Raw genomic sequence first — 14,020 nt, forward strand, 5'->3', positions numbered from 1 at the left:
CTCGGAGATGTGTATAAGAGCCAGGTACTGGGCGGCCTTGGCAGCTCCAGGACGGGCCCACCGCGACCGACCAACGTGCATGCGTGCGCGTTCAGGCAGCTGACGCTGACCGTCGCCGGCAGGCCGGCCGCGTTCCTGGAGGTTTCGTGCCTGCGTGCGGGGGGCGACCTGCGGGTTTGTGAGGTGTGATTTCAGGGTTGACCTGTAGGTTTTTTGGGGTTAGGTTGACCTTCAGTTTAGATCGATCTAAGTTGGCCCGAACCGAAATGGTGCCGCCGAATCGGCGTCGAGGCCAGCCCGGCGCGCTCGACCAAGGAAGGGCACGGATGTCCCCAGTTGTCCGTTCGCCACGGCAGTCAGCACCGCGCCGCGCGCAGTGGCACCGGCGCGAGGACGGCGTCGGCCGCCTGATGCTGCTGCCGGCCCTGCTGCCGTATCTCGCCTTCGCGCTGTTGCCGATCGGCTGGCTGTTCTGGTTCAGCTTCCAGCGCTGGAACGGCTTCTCCGCACCGCGGTTCACCGGGCTGGCCAACTACGAGCGCATGATCGGTGACGAGCAGTGGTGGCTCGCGGTGCTGAACACGGTGAAGTTCGGCTTCGGCCGGCTCGTCATCGAGATCCCGCTGGCCCTGGTCCTGGCCTACGTGTTCTTCCGCGGCGTCCGCGGGGGGACCGTGTACCGCACGATCCTGTTCCTGCCGCACGTCCTGTCACCGGCGATCGTCGGCATCATCTTCGTCTTCCTGCTGCGCGAGACCGGCGGGCCGGTCAACCAGCTGCTCACCGGATCGGGCCTGCTGGAGGCGCCGATCCGGTTCCTCGGCGAGGCCGGCGCCGCGCTCGGCAGCCTGATCGGCGTCGGCGTCTGGGCCCACCTCGGGATCAACCTGCTGCTCTTCTTCGCCGGCATGATGACGATCCCGAACGCCCTGCTGGAGAGCGCGGCGCTGGAGGGCGCCGGCCACTGGGCGACGCTGCGGCACATCGTGCTGCCGATGCTCGCCCCCGTGACGCGCGTGGTGATCCTGATCTCGATCATCGGCACGTTGCGCAGCTTCGACCTGGTCAAGACGCTCACCGACGGCGGCCCCGCCGGGAGCACCGAGGTGATGTTCACCTACCTCTACCGGTTCTTCTTCGAGCCGGAATCGGTGCCGCAGATCGGGTACGCCGCCGCGCTCGGCGTCACCGCCAGCGTGATCGTCGGCATCATCTCCGTCGCCTATCTGCGGATCAACCGCAGCGGGAGGACCGCGGCATGAGCACAGACGTCATCACCGAGCCCGCCGGCCGCACGGCCGCCCCGCCCGTCGCGGCCCCACGCCGTCGCCCGGTCCGCCCGCTCACCGTGCTGGTGCACGTGATCCTGGTCGCCGCGGCGCTGATCATGCTCTCGCCGCTGGTCTTCGGCCTGTTCGCGTCGGTCTCGCCACTGGACCAGATCCTCAGCAGGAACGGCGGGATCCTGCCGCGCGTCTGGGAGTGGGGCACCTACCTGCACGCCTGGACGACGGCGAACTTCTCCCGCTACTTCGTCAACAGCCTGATCGTCACCGCCGTGGTCGTCATGCTGGACACGCTCGTCTCCAGCATGACCGGCTACGTGCTGGCCCGGCGCAGCCTGCGCGGCCAGCGCCTGGTCGAGGGCCTGTACGTCGGCACCCTGTTCGTCGGCCTGACCACCGCCACGCTCTACCCGCAGTACGTGATCGCCCAGGCGCTCGGCCTGGACAACCTGCTCGGCATCGCGCTGGTCCAGCTGGCCGGGATCATGCTGGTGCACATCTTCCTGATCAAGGCGTTCGTGCAGGGACTCGGCACCGAGATGGAGGACGCCGCCCGCGTCGACGGCTGCGGGCTGTTCGGCACCTACTGGCGGATCGCGTTCCCGATGATGCGGCCGATCCTCGCCACCACGGTGATCCTCGGCTTCCAGGCCTCCTGGAACAACTACCAGGTGCCGCTGGTGTTCTCCCTGGCCGAGCCCGACCTGCGCACCCTGGTCGTCGGCGTGAGCGCGCTGCAGTACGACGCCGCCGAGGGGATGACGCCGTACAACACGGTGCTGGCCGGGGCGAACATGGCGCTGGTGCCCATCGTGGTGATCTTCATCGTGCTGCAGCGGCACTTCGTCCGCGGCTGGACGGACGGGTCGGTGAAGGGATGACCCTGTTCGCGCCGGACGGCGCCCTGCTGCGCGGCTGGTCCCGCTGGTGGTTCTGGGCCTGGACGAGCTGCTGCTGGCTGCTGCTGAGCCTGCCCCTGGTCACCGCGCCGGCGGCGACCCTGTGGCTGATCGCCCAGCAGCGCCGGCACGCCCGTGGCGAGGCCGCCCTCGGTCCGGCCGAGACGCTGCGGTTCCTCGGCCGCCGGCTGCTGCCGTCGCTGCCGCTGGCCGGCTGCCATCTCGGTGTCGCCGCCCTGGTGCTGATCGGCCTGCTCGGGCCCTCGCCCGGCGGGGCCTACGGGTGGCTGGTGCTGACGACCAGCGTGGTGGCCGGCGTGACGTGGCTGCTCGTCGCCCCCTGGTCGGTGGTGATCTTCGAGCGCACGGGCCGCACCGCCGAGGCCCTGCGGACGGCCTACCTGCTGGCCCTGTCACGGATCGAGCTGGCGCTGAGCGCGAGCGTGGCCGTGATCGCCGCCGCCGTGGCCGCGCCCTTCCTGGCGACCGGGGTGCCGTACCTCGGCCTGCCGGCGGCGATCGCGCTGCCCGGGGCGACGGCCAGTTTCGTGATCGTGCTCTGCGACCGAGCCGCCGCGGTTCGCGTCCTGTTGAGAAAGGCCCACCGATGACTGATTCCTTGACCCGCCGTGGGTTCCTCGGCACGCTCGCCGCCGGCGCCGCGGCGTCCCTCGTCGGCTGCGGCGGCTCCTCGTCCGGCTCCGCCGACCCCGGCGAGCTGACCACGATCGTGGTGTGGGACCGGGCCGGCGCGCACGCGAAGGCCCGCCAGGAGTTCTTCCGCACCTGGAACGCCCAGCAGGGCAAGTCCCTCGGCATCCAGGTGACGTACGAGCCGCAGGCGACGGACAAGTACGAGGAGATCGTCCGGCTCGGATTCCAGACCAAGCGGGCGCCCGACCTGTTCCACAGCCCCTCGGCGCAGCTGGGCGCGTTCGTCGCGGCCGGGTGGGTGCAGCCGCTGCCCGACCTGGTCGCCAAGGCGGTGCTGGACAAGGCCGCGCCGTACCACCAGAAGAACAGCGAGCTGGTCTGGGGCGGAGTGCCGTACGCGGTGCCGACCACCGCGTTCACCAACCGGATGCTGATCAACGTCGAGCTGTTCGAGAAGGCCGGGCTGGACCCGGACGCGCCGCCGGCGACCTTCGCCGAGGTACGGGAGGCCGCCGCCGCGATCACCAAGATCGGCAAGGGCGAGGCGTTCGGCATGATCGTCCCGATCAAGGCGACCGGGTTCCGGCAGTGGAGCGTGGACATCCCGCTGATGGCGGGCGACGCGGCGCTGGCGCAGTTCGGGCTCTTCAACGCCGCCACGCAGACGTACGAGTCGGCCAAGTACGCGCCGATCATCGAGCTCTACCGGGCCATGATCGTCGACAAGACCGCCTACCCGGGCGCCGCGACCCTCACCGGCGACGTCGCGATCAACGCCTTCGGCAAGGGCGAGTCCGGGATGTACATCACCAGCAGCGCGGCCGTGTCCTCGCTGGCCGACCTCGGCAGCACCGTCAAGGCGGTCGCGGCGCCGCTGCCGGTGCCGGACGGGCAGCGGCTGGCGCGCTCGCCCATGAACGCCGGCTACCCGTACGCCATCTCCTCGACCAGCCAGAACCCGGAGAAGGCCGCGAAGGTGTTCGAGGTGATGGTCGGCGACGGAGTCCAGGAGGCCCTGGCCGCGAAGGCGGCGCCCCCGCTGAACGGCTCCGTCTGGGACTCGGCCGCGATCAAGGACAACGCGCTGCTCCAGCAGTTCCGGCCGGACGAGCTCGACCGGCAGTGGCCGAAGACGCCCGGCGGCCTGCTGCAGGTGGAGGGCGAGAGCGTCGACCAGACCGTGGAGAAGCTGCTGCTCGATCCGTCGGCCGCGCTCGGGCCGGCGCTCACCGCGATGCAGCAGCGCATGCAGGCCGCCTACGACGCCGCCGTCAAGAGCGGCGAGATCGACCCGCAGGAGTTCCAGGCGTGACGCCCCCGAACGTCGTCATGCTGCTGGCCGACCAGTGGCGGGGCCAGGATCAGGGCTGGATCGGCGGCCCCTCCCAGGTCCGCACCCCGCACCTGGACCGGCTGGCGGCGGGCGGCGCCGCGATCGCCGGCGGACGCGCGAGCTCGCCGGTCTGCGGGCCCAGCCGGGCGAGCCTGCTCACCGGCCGCCTGCCGCACGAGCACGGCGTGGTCGCCAACGACCTGCCGCTGTCACCGCGGCTGGAGACCCTCGCCACGGCACTGTCCGGCGCCGGGTACCGGACCGGCTGGATCGGCAAGTGGCATCTGGCCGGGCTGCCCCGCGACAAGTGGGTGCCGCCCGCCGCCCGCCCGGGAATCGGCCACTACGCCGGAGTCGACTGCTCCCACGAGCACATCGACGGCCACTACTACACCGGCCCCGGCCGCAGGGTCGGCTTCACCGGCTACGAGCCGGAGGTGCAGACGGGCCTGGCCGTGGACTTCCTCGCCGACCAGGACGGCCCGTTCTTCCTCACCGTCTCCTACAACCCGCCGCACGACCCGTACGACTCGGTGCCCGTGCCGCTGCGGGCCGGATACCCGGCCGAGCGGGTGACGGTGCCGCCGAACACGCCCGACACCCCTGAGCAGCGCGAGCTGCAGCGGCTCTACTGGAGCGCGATCACAGCGGTGGACGCGCAGATCGGCCGCGTCGTGGCGGCGCTGGACCGGCTCGGACTCCGCGAGAACACGATCATCGTGGTCACCTCCGACCACGGCGACCTGCTCGGCGCCCACGGCCTGCGGGCCAAGCAGAGCCCGTACGCGGAGGCCGTCCGGGTGCCGATGGTGATCAACGGGCCCGGCGTTCCCGCCTGCCGGCCCGCCGGGCTGATGGGCCTGGTGGATCTCGCTCCCACCCTGCTCGGCCTGCTCGGGCTGCCGCCGATCGGGACGTACGGCCGCGACCTCGGCGACCGGCTGCGATCCGGCGGGCCGCTGCGCCGCGAACTGCTGACCGGCAACTGGGTCAGCTTCGACAACGGCTACGACCAGGGCATCGGCGAGTGGCGCGGCCTGGTCGCCGAGGACCTGACCTACGCGCGCACCGCCGACGGCCGGCCGTGGCTGCTCTTCGACGACCGCGCCGACCCCTGGCAGCTGGACAACCTGGTCGCCGACCCGGCGGCGGCCGGGCAGGTCGCCGAGGCCGACGCCCGGCTGACCGCGCTGCTGACGGAGTCGGGGGACGCGTTCTGGCCGGCCGACCGGCTGCTCGCCGAGCTCGGCCTGGTCGAGGAGTGGAACGCCCGCGAGTCCGCCCTGCGCGGCGACCGGGCCCGGCTGATCGCTTCATGAGGAGATATCCGTACATGTCAACCCGCCCGAACGTGCTGTTCGTGATGACCGACCAGCAGCGGTTCGACACCATCGCGGCGCTCGGCAACACCGGCATCGCGACGCCCAACCTCGACCGGCTGGCCGCCCGCGGGACCGTCTTCGACAACGCCTACTCCACCACCCCGGTCTGCGTCCCGGCCCGCTACACGCTGCGCACCGGGTGCGAGCCGACCAGGACCGGCGTGTACGACAACACCGTCCCCGACGGGGGACACGGCGCCATCCGGGAGCGTTGCGGCCCGTACCTGGCCGAGGCGATGGGCCGGCGCGGCTACCGCACCTGGGGAGTCGGCAAGTTCCACACCTCGCCCTGGGACGCGCCGGTCGGCTACGAGGTGCAGCGGCACAGCGAGGAGTTCTACACCGCCCCCGAGCAGCGCGCCGGCGACGCGTACGCGCGGTGGATCGCGACCGAGCACCCCGAGTACGACTGGATCGAGGCGCTCATGGGGGAGCGGACCGACATGTACTACATGCCGCAGCTCAGCCCGTTGCCGGCGGACTGCACGGTCGAGTCGTGGGCCACCCGGGAGGCGAGGGGGCTGATGGCCGCCGACGACGGCCGGCCCTGGTTCGGGTTCGTCTCCTACATCGGCCCGCATCCGCCGTTCGCGCCGCCGCTGCCGTACAACCGGATGTACGACCCCGACCGCATGCCCGACCCGGTGGGCGGCGATCGCGCCGTCGACCACCTCGACCAGCACATCCCGTGGATGAACCACCTGGTCTACGCCGAGAACGTCGACCCGCACCGTGCCAGGACCCTGAAGGCCCGCTACTACGGCGAGATCAGCTACATCGACGCCTGCGTCGGCGACCTGCTGGACGCCGTGGAACGAAGACCCGACGCGGACGACACCGTGATCTGCTTCTACGCCGACCACGGCGACCTGCTCGGCGACCATCACGGCTGGCAGAAGGAGAGCTTCTTCGAGGCGTCCGCCCGGGTCCCGTTCCTCATCTCCTGGCCGGGCCGGATCGCGGCCGGCGACCGCCGGTCGGAGCTCGTCTGCCTGACCGATCTGTTCGGCCTGGCCACCTCGGCCGCGGGGGAGCCGGAGCTGCGCCAGGGGAGCGACCTGCTCGGCCTGCTGACCGGCACGGCGCCGCCCCGCCGGACGCTGTACGGCTACCACGGCCGGCCCGGCACCCGCCGGTTCAAGGCGATGGTGCGGCAGGGCGACCTGAAGCTGATCTGGCTGGCCAACGGCGGGCACCGGCTGCTGTTCGACCTCGCGGCCGACCCGCACGAGGTCAAGCCGGTGCAGACCGAGCGGCCGCAGGACGCCGACCGGCTGACCGCGCTGCTGACCGACCACCTGCGCGCGGAGGGCGTGGCCGACGCCTTCGACGGCGACGCGCTGCGCACCTTCCCGTACGAGGAGTGGCCGCTGACCCGCATCCACCAGTTCGACGAGTCCCGCGGCGTCACCGGCTTCGGCCGCTGACGCGAGCCGCCGGTGTGCCGCTCCTCCCGATCGAGGAGCGGCACACCCGTCCGAGGACCTGAACGGTGCCCGCGGACGCTCGGGCTCACTTGAGCGGGTCGTGGCCCCAGTTCATCAGCGAGTAGCGCCACCGGCTCTCCCGCACGTCGCCGGAAGGGCGTTGCGCCAGATGCCGGTGGACGTAGCCGACGACCTTGGCCATGTGGGCGTAGTCCTGGTCGGTCCAGGACGACTTCCGCTTCCTGAGCAGTTCGACGATCCGGCGGCCGGAGGCGTGCCCGGTCGACTCGCCGCCGTCGTCCTTCTGGCCGACCGACTTCGACTCCTCCGTCGCCAGCCAGCGCTCCAGCTCCGCGGCGGTCATGTTCACCGCCCGGCCGAACTCGGCCGCGACGTCCCCGTCGCCGCCGCCGGTCATTTCGTGTCCTCGTCCTTGCGCAGGGCCGACGGCTTGTGCACGGCCTTCTTCCCGCTCTTGTCACTTCGCACGACGTACTGCGGGTCGTCGGGGGAGGCCGCGACGGTGCGGCCGGCCTCCTTCGTCCTCTTGGAGACCTTCTTCTCCACCTTGCCGTGGGCCGTGGACCCGTGGCTCTTCCAGGTGACCTCGTCGCCGACGGACGGGTCGTTCTCACGTTTGCCGCTCATGTCCTATCGGCTGACCCCAGCCCGCCCGGCTACGCGACCGTCCAGGAAAATCCTCTTTTGCGATGACGCGGTCAGAGCCAGCCCATCTCCTTGGCGTGGCGCACGGCGGCGTGGCGGTTGTCGGCGGCGAGTTTGGTGACCGCCGCGGACAGATAGTTGCGGACAGTGCCCTCCGACAGGCCGAGCACGCGGGCGATCCTGGAGACGGGGACGCCGCCGGCCGCGGCACGCAGGGTGTCGAGCTCTCTGGGGGTGAGGGGGCACTCCCGCAGGGCGAGCGCGTCGGCGGCCAGCTCGGGGTCGATGTAGCGGCGGCCCTCGTGGACCTGGCGGATGATCTTCGCCAGGGCGGCCGCCGGGTGGTCCTTGCCGACGAACCCGCGTACGCCCGCCTCCATCGCGCGGCGCAGGTAGCCGGGCCTGCCGTGGCCGGTGACGATGACGACCTGGCAGCCGGGCGCGACCGCGGCCAGGCGTTCGGCGGCCTCCAGGCCGTCCATCACCGGCATGTCGATGTCCAGCAGGGCCACGTCAGGGCGCAGTTCGGCGGCCAGCCGCACGGCCTCGTCGCCGCGCCCGGCCTCGCCCACGACCTCGATCCCCGGCTCGGCGCCGAGCAGCGCCACGAACGCCCCGCGTACGAGATGGTGGTCCTCCGCGAGCAGCAGCCTGATCACGCCGGCACCTCCTCGCGGCGCCCGTCGCCCGCTGCGAGGGAGAGCGGCAGGAAGGCGGTGAGCCGGAACAGGCCGCCGGCCGCCGCGATGTCCAGCGTGCCGCCCGCCGCACTCACCCGCTCGGCCAGCCCTCTCAGGCCGCTGCCGGCGACGACCCGCGCCCCGCTCGGGGCGCCGTCGTTGACGATCTCCAGGATCACGTTCCCCTCCTCCGTGTGGACGGTGACCTCGCACCAGGTGGCGGCGCTGTGCCGCAGCACGTTCGTGACGGCCTCGCGCGCCACCCAGCCGAGCGGCCCGTGCACGTGCGCGGGCAGGCCGCCGGGCGGCTCCGGCCGCTCGCACCGGATCCCGGCCGCCGTCAGCACCGCCGCGGCCCCGTCCAGCTCCGTGGCCAGCGACGTGGCCCGATACCCGCGGACCACCTCGCGCACGTCGTGCACCGCCGAGCGGGCGATCCGCTGGATCTCGGCCAGCTCGGCCCCGGCCCCGGCGCCGGCCGGGTCGCCGGCCGCCAGCCGCTCGCCCAGCTCCGCCCGCAGCGCGATCGCGTGCAGGGTGTGACCGAGCGTGTCGTGCAGGTCGCGCGCGAACCGCAGCCGCTCCTGGTCCACCACCCGCCGCGCCAGCTCCGCCCGCGTCTCGCGCAGGTCGTCGACCAGGTGGCAGAGCCAGGCCACGCCGTACGTCATCGGGGCCATGAACGGCATCATCACCAGCCCGAGGATCAGCGCCATCGGTGGCGGCGTCCCGATCATCAGCAGCAACGGCGGCGTCACGGCGACCGACACGCCCGTGGCCGCCCACGCCGCCGCCGGCCGGGCGAAGACGATCGGCGCGACCGAGACGACCACCATCGGCAGCGCCGTCCACACGGGCCCGGCGAACAGCGGCATGCCGTACCCGATGAGCACCACCACCGCCGCGTCGATCCGGTGCCGCCACGTGTGGCGGCGCAGGAAGGCCGCCCACAACACGCGCGCGTAGCAGCCGGCGAGCAGCAGCCCGAACGGGATCACGACGACCCAGCTCCACGGCGGACGCGCCCACACCGACAGTTGCAGCACCGGGAGCGTGAGCGCCGCCGTCATCGACCCGACGAAGAGGGCCACCGCCACACCGGCGATGACCCTCGTGTTGACGACAGGAGTCCTCATGAGATCGCGGTCACGCCCTGCGGGGATCCCAGCGGAAGTACTTGCGGGTGCACCAGAACCCCACGCCGATCCACAGCAGCGCTATCCCCACGCCCGGGGCCGACACCTGGAAGGACTCCAGGAAGCCGATCTCCGGCGCGCCCTCCTGGGCGACGTCACGGCCGAGGAACGCGACGCGGAGCATGGTCACGATCGGCGTCAGCGGCAGCGCCTCGGCCACGCGCTGCCCCCAGTCGGGCAGCACCGACAGCGGGAAGAACATCCCCGTCCCGAACAGGCTGAGGAACAGCACCGGCAGCGCCACCAGCTGCGCCACCTCGTAGTTGGGGATGAGCCCGGCCGTGCCGACGGCCAGCGCCGCGAACACCGCCGCGCCCAGCACGAACGCCACCAGCATGAGCGGGACGTTCGCCGGCGCCGGCGCGCCCACCGCCGCGATCGCGTACGCCACGATGATCGCCGCCTGCACCGCCCCCACCAGGGTGGCGTGCACGACGTCGCCCGCGAAGATCGCGCTGGTCGGCAGCGCGGTGCCGCGCAGCCGCTTGTAGACGCGCTCCTCCCGCCGCACGACCACGCCGGTCGCGATCGTCATGTATGAGAACGGGAAGACCACCGCCATGGCCCCGATCGCGGCTAACACCCCCGCCGGGACGCCCGCCACGGCGCCGCCCGCGGCCGGGCCGCTGGTGTAGACGAACGCCAGGAACAGCGGCAGCACCAGCACGCTGAAGGCCAGGCCGCGCTGCCGCATCAGGACCGTCTGGTTGAGCCGGGCCTGCGCCCAGGTCATCGAGAGCCAGCTCACGCCGCCACCCTTTCCGTCTCCGCGACCTCGAGGAAGAGCTCCTCCAGCGACGGCCTGCGCACCTCGAGGCCGTCGAGTTCCCATCCGTGCGTGTCGGCCCAGGCCAGCAGCTCGCGCAGGTCCTGCTGCGGCTGGTGGGTCTCGACGGTGAACGCCGTGCCGTCGTGCCGGACCGAGCGCCGCCCCCGCCCCGGCGGGTACGGCAGGTCGCTCGGGCTCACCCCCGGCAGGCGGAACGTGATCCGCGTGCCCCGCTCCCCGAGCACGCCCGCCACGGTGCCCTCGGTGACGATCCGGCCGGAGTGCATGATGGCCAGCCGGTGCGCCAGCTGCTCGGCCTCGTCCAGGTAGTGGGTGGTGAGCAGGACGGTGGCGCCCTCGTCGACCATGGCGCGCACCAGGTCCCACACGTTCCGCCGGGCCTCGGGGTCCAGGCCGGTGGTGGGCTCGTCCAGGAAGAGCACGTCCGGCCTGCCGAGCACGGCCAGGGCCAGGTCGAGCCGGCGCTTCTCGCCGCCGGACAGCTGCGAGACGCGCACCTCGCGGCGGCCCAGCAGCCCGACCCGCTCCAGGACCTCGGCCGTGCCCTGGGCCCGCGGCGTCCAGCGGCGCCAGGCCGACACGGTCTCGTCCACGGTCAGGTCCTTGTAGAAGCCCGCCTCCTGGAGCACGATCCCCATCCGGTGACGGACGGCGGCGCGCTCCTTGATCGGGTCGTGGCCGAGCACCCGCACCCGGCCGCTCGTCGGGGCGGCGTAGCCCTCCAGCACGTCGAGGGTGGTCGTCTTGCCGGCACCGTTGGTGCCGAGCAGCGCGTACAGCTCTCCGGGGCCCACCTCGAAGCCGATCCCCCTGACCGCCTCGAAGTCGCCGTACTTCTGGTGCAGGTCCCGCACCTCGATCGCCGTCGTGTTCACACCCAGAACTCTGCCGGTACGCGCTCCCGCCCGGCAGTGTGTGATCTCAGCAGTCCGCCATGATTTTCACCGGTTCGGCCGATGACATTTGTCATACCGGCGGAGACGTCAGCCGGCGGGCTTGAAGCCGGAGGGGTGGCCCCCATGAAGGGGGAGGCGCAGGACGAAGCGGGCGCCCCGGTCGCTGTCCTCGATGCGCAGGCTGCCTCCGCGCGTCTCGGCGATCTGCCGGGCGATCGCCAGCCCGAGCCCGCTGCCCCCCGCGTCCTTGGTACGGGCGGAGTCCAGCCGGGCGAACCGCTGGAACACCAGCTCACGCTTGTCCGGATCGATGCCCGGCCCGTCGTCGATCACCTCCAGCAGCGCGACGCCGGCCGGGAACAGCTCATCGTCCTCGTGCTTGACGTTGACCATGATCGTGCTCTCCGCGTGCCGGTCGGCGTTGTCGAGCAGGTTGGTGAGCAGGCGGCCGAGGCGCATCCGGTCGCCCAGCACCACCACGCCCGGCTCGATCCGGCAGGTCAGGGTCTTGGTCGTCTGGTGGCGCATCTCGCACTCCTGGGCCGCCAGCTCGCCCAGGTCGATCGGGACCAGCGCGGCGGGCGCGCCCGCGTCCAGCCTGGCCACGGTCAGCAGGTCGGAGACGATCAACCCCAGCCGTTTCAGGCTGCCCATGAGGGTGTTGCACAACGTGGTCACGCTGGTCTCGTCGGGCGCCAGCAGGGCGTCCTCCACCTCCGCGCGCATCGCGGCGATGGGGCTCCTGAGGTCGTGGGAGGCGTCGGAGGCGAACTGGCGCTGCTGCGTCATCGCCGCGTCGAGCCGGGCCAGGGTGTGGTTGATGCTGTCGGCCAGCTCATGGATCTCGTCACGGGCGGACGGCGCCGGCACCCGGCGCGACAGGCTCGAGGCGTTGATCGCGTTCAGCTCCTTGCGGATGGCGCACACCGGCTGCAGTGCCGTGCTCACGATCCGGTTGCCGAGATAGGTGATGGCCACCGCCAGCAGGGCCGCCGCCCCGCAGATCAGGGCGGCCAGCCAGGGCTCGACCCACACGGGCAGCACCGGGGAGGCGGCGTAGACGATCCAGTGCCCCTCCGGCCGGTGCGCCGACTGGGCGATCACGATGTCGCAGCGGTCCGTTCCGAAGACGCCGCCGCACACCACCTCCTGCCTGGTGTTCTCGCCGTCCACCGTGAACGTCGCCATCGGCGGCTTGCCATGCAGCGCCGGGGTGGACTCGACGACGCGCCCCTGGTGGTCGACGACCTGGATGTTGCGGCCCGGCTGCCGGGCGAGCGGCCCGTCCGCCCCTCCCCGGTCCTCCACCGTCATCGCCACGCGGCCACCGGCCGAGCGGATCTCGGAGCTGAGCGCGCCGGTGGCGTAGCGGTGGACGGCCAGCATCACGACGAGCGCCAGCAGCGTGCACAGGATGGCCGAGACCGCGGCGGTGAACAGCGTGACGCGCCCGATGATGGAGATGTTGTGGCTGACCCTCATCCTCCGACCCCCTCAGCCGCCTTGCGGGGAAGCTCTCTGCTCTGGACGCGGGGGACGAAACGGATACGTTATGTGACCTCAATCACGTCAATACTGACGTATGCGCAGGTCAAGCGGCAACCCGCCCCCGGGCCACGCCGCTCGAAAGCCGCCAGGAACCCCGATCCGACCGCATGAGGAGCCCATCATTCTGCCCCCCGTCCCGAAGCTCGACGTTCGCCGAGCCCTGAACGCGCTGCCCGTGCCCCTCACCTACGAGGGGCCCTGCCCAGGCGGGCAGGTGGGCGCCGCATACGTACGCTGGCCCGACGGCCATCGGTCCGTCCTGACCCGCGGCCCCGACGTGAGCCACCTGCTGTCCGTGGCCCGGGCCGCGGGCATCCCGGCGCCCGGCTACGAGCTGGTGCACCCCCCGATCGTCGTCCAGCAACTGCTTCCCGGCGCCGTCGCGCGCGTTCCCACGGCGCGCACCGTCGCGGACATGGTCGACGTCAACCGGCGCTGCCGCGGCCTGCTCGCCGGGCGGGCGGACCTGCCACCTCTCCGGCTCCACCTGCGCGACGACGGGCCGGGATTCTGCCTGCACGGCTCGCTGCGCGCCTACGACAGCCGCACCCGCCGCCTGCTCGACCAGATCGAGGAGATCGGCCACGCCTTCCCCGACACCCTCGAGGGCGACGACCTGGTCCACACCGACTTCCACCCGGAGAACGTGCTGGTGGACGAGACCGGAAGCGTCACCGGCGTGATCGACTGGGACGGCGCCACTCGCGGCGACGCGGACTTCGACCTGTTCACCCTCCGCTTCGACCTGGCCCTTCGAGCCCCTGAGCTGCGGGTCGACGTCTCCGACACCGTGGCTCCGGTCTGCTGGGCGCACATGAGCCTGCGGCAGGTGGACTGGGCGATCCGCCACTTCTCAGCCTCCGACGTCACGCTCTGGCTGGACATCGCCGAAAGGCTCAAACCCTGAGGCACGACGCACTTTCCCGACCGGCGACCAGGCTTTGCCGCTCGGCCGACCCGCGAGGCCACCTGGTCCGCAGGCCCATCACATAGAGTGCCGACTACGTTGCCTTCCGCTATCACTCATGGAGTCGTCCGTGAAAACTCGTCTCATCGTCGTCCTCGCCGCCTGCGGCATGCTCACCGCCGCGCTCGCCGCTCCCGCCTCTGCCGCCACCGGTGGCCTCCTCGACGGAGGGCTCGGGGAACTCGTCGGTCAGCTGCTCTCGTCCGTCATTCCCGGCGGCATTCTCGGCTGATCTCCCGGCCCCGCCGGGACCGGGTACGGGCGGGCGGCATCCGACATCGACTTCGGGGGGATCA

General features: G+C 71.9%; 15 protein-coding genes. 8 read left to right on the forward strand and 7 right to left on the reverse strand.

The window, feature by feature from the left end; all coding sequences use genetic code 11:
- Positions 1-326: 326 nt before the first annotated feature.
- Genes C1J01_RS00640 through C1J01_RS00665 form a run of 6 tightly spaced genes read left to right on the forward strand, consistent with a single transcriptional unit; the run spans position 327 to position 6,981 of the window.
- Positions 327-1,262, forward strand: coding sequence for a carbohydrate ABC transporter permease (locus tag C1J01_RS00640; protein ID WP_181448502.1), 936 nt, complete (start codon positions 327-329; stop codon positions 1,260-1,262).
- Positions 1,259-2,167, forward strand: coding sequence for a carbohydrate ABC transporter permease (locus tag C1J01_RS00645; RefSeq protein WP_111175075.1), 909 nt, complete (start codon positions 1,259-1,261; stop codon positions 2,165-2,167). Before C1J01_RS00640 ends, C1J01_RS00645 begins: the two co-directional genes overlap by 4 nt.
- Positions 2,164-2,796, forward strand: a complete 633-nt coding sequence (locus tag C1J01_RS00650; RefSeq protein ID WP_111175076.1) for a hypothetical protein — start codon at positions 2,164-2,166, stop codon at positions 2,794-2,796. Before C1J01_RS00645 ends, C1J01_RS00650 begins: the two co-directional genes overlap by 4 nt.
- Positions 2,793-4,151 carry an ABC transporter substrate-binding protein gene (locus C1J01_RS00655; protein WP_111175077.1) on the forward strand — a complete coding sequence of 453 codons (1,359 nt, stop codon included), beginning with the start codon at positions 2,793-2,795 and terminating at the stop codon, positions 4,149-4,151. The genes C1J01_RS00650 and C1J01_RS00655 overlap by 4 nt, the downstream gene beginning before the upstream one ends.
- Positions 4,148-5,491 (forward strand): sulfatase-like hydrolase/transferase, encoded by a 1,344-nt coding sequence (locus tag C1J01_RS00660; RefSeq protein WP_111175078.1) that lies wholly within the window; start codon positions 4,148-4,150, stop codon positions 5,489-5,491. The genes C1J01_RS00655 and C1J01_RS00660 overlap by 4 nt, the downstream gene beginning before the upstream one ends.
- 14 nt (positions 5,492-5,505) lie before the next feature.
- Entirely contained in the window at positions 5,506-6,981 is a 1,476-nt protein-coding gene (locus tag C1J01_RS00665) for a sulfatase family protein (protein ID WP_220039658.1), read from the forward strand.
- A gap of 85 nt (positions 6,982-7,066) precedes the next feature.
- Here C1J01_RS00665 and C1J01_RS00670 read toward each other — a convergent pair whose 3' ends face one another.
- The 7 genes from C1J01_RS00670 to C1J01_RS00700 all read right to left on the reverse strand — a co-directional run bounded on the left by C1J01_RS00670 (position 7,067) and on the right by C1J01_RS00700 (position 12,691).
- Positions 7,067-7,399, reverse strand: coding sequence for a DUF3140 domain-containing protein (locus C1J01_RS00670; RefSeq protein WP_111175080.1), 333 nt, complete (start codon positions 7,397-7,399; stop codon positions 7,067-7,069).
- Entirely contained in the window at positions 7,396-7,629 is a 234-nt protein-coding gene (locus C1J01_RS00675) for a hypervirulence associated TUDOR domain-containing protein (protein ID WP_111175081.1), read from the reverse strand. The genes C1J01_RS00670 and C1J01_RS00675 overlap by 4 nt, the downstream gene beginning before the upstream one ends.
- Before the next feature lie 71 nt (positions 7,630-7,700).
- Positions 7,701-8,306 (reverse strand): response regulator transcription factor, encoded by a 606-nt coding sequence (locus C1J01_RS00680; RefSeq protein WP_111175082.1) that lies wholly within the window; start codon positions 8,304-8,306, stop codon positions 7,701-7,703.
- Complete coding sequence (locus C1J01_RS00685; protein WP_111175083.1) at positions 8,303-9,463, reverse strand: sensor histidine kinase; 1,161 nt, start codon at positions 9,461-9,463, stop codon at positions 8,303-8,305. Before C1J01_RS00685 ends, C1J01_RS00680 begins: the two co-directional genes overlap by 4 nt.
- A gap of 10 nt (positions 9,464-9,473) precedes the next feature.
- Complete coding sequence (locus C1J01_RS00690) at positions 9,474-10,271, reverse strand: ABC transporter permease (RefSeq protein WP_181448503.1); 798 nt, start codon at positions 10,269-10,271, stop codon at positions 9,474-9,476.
- Complete coding sequence (locus tag C1J01_RS00695) at positions 10,268-11,188, reverse strand: ABC transporter ATP-binding protein (protein ID WP_235854151.1); 921 nt, start codon at positions 11,186-11,188, stop codon at positions 10,268-10,270. The genes C1J01_RS00690 and C1J01_RS00695 overlap by 4 nt, the downstream gene beginning before the upstream one ends.
- A 108-nt stretch (positions 11,189-11,296) precedes the next feature.
- Complete coding sequence (locus tag C1J01_RS00700; RefSeq protein ID WP_111175086.1) at positions 11,297-12,691, reverse strand: sensor histidine kinase; 1,395 nt, start codon at positions 12,689-12,691, stop codon at positions 11,297-11,299.
- 241 nt (positions 12,692-12,932) lie between these two features.
- On the opposite strand from C1J01_RS00700, the gene C1J01_RS00705 reads away from it, so the two are divergent.
- Both C1J01_RS00705 and C1J01_RS49490 read left to right on the forward strand, forming a co-directional pair.
- On the forward strand, positions 12,933-13,664 hold the full coding sequence (locus tag C1J01_RS00705) for an aminoglycoside phosphotransferase family protein (RefSeq protein ID WP_235854152.1): 732 nt from the start codon (positions 12,933-12,935) through the stop codon (positions 13,662-13,664).
- 130 nt (positions 13,665-13,794) lie between these two features.
- On the forward strand, positions 13,795-13,956 hold the full coding sequence (locus tag C1J01_RS49490) for a hypothetical protein (RefSeq protein WP_181448504.1): 162 nt from the start codon (positions 13,795-13,797) through the stop codon (positions 13,954-13,956).
- The last annotated feature ends 64 nt before the right edge of the window (positions 13,957-14,020 follow it).

This window comes from Nonomuraea aridisoli (genome assembly GCF_003236395.1).
GTDB lineage: Bacteria > Actinomycetota > Actinomycetes > Streptosporangiales > Streptosporangiaceae > Nonomuraea > Nonomuraea aridisoli.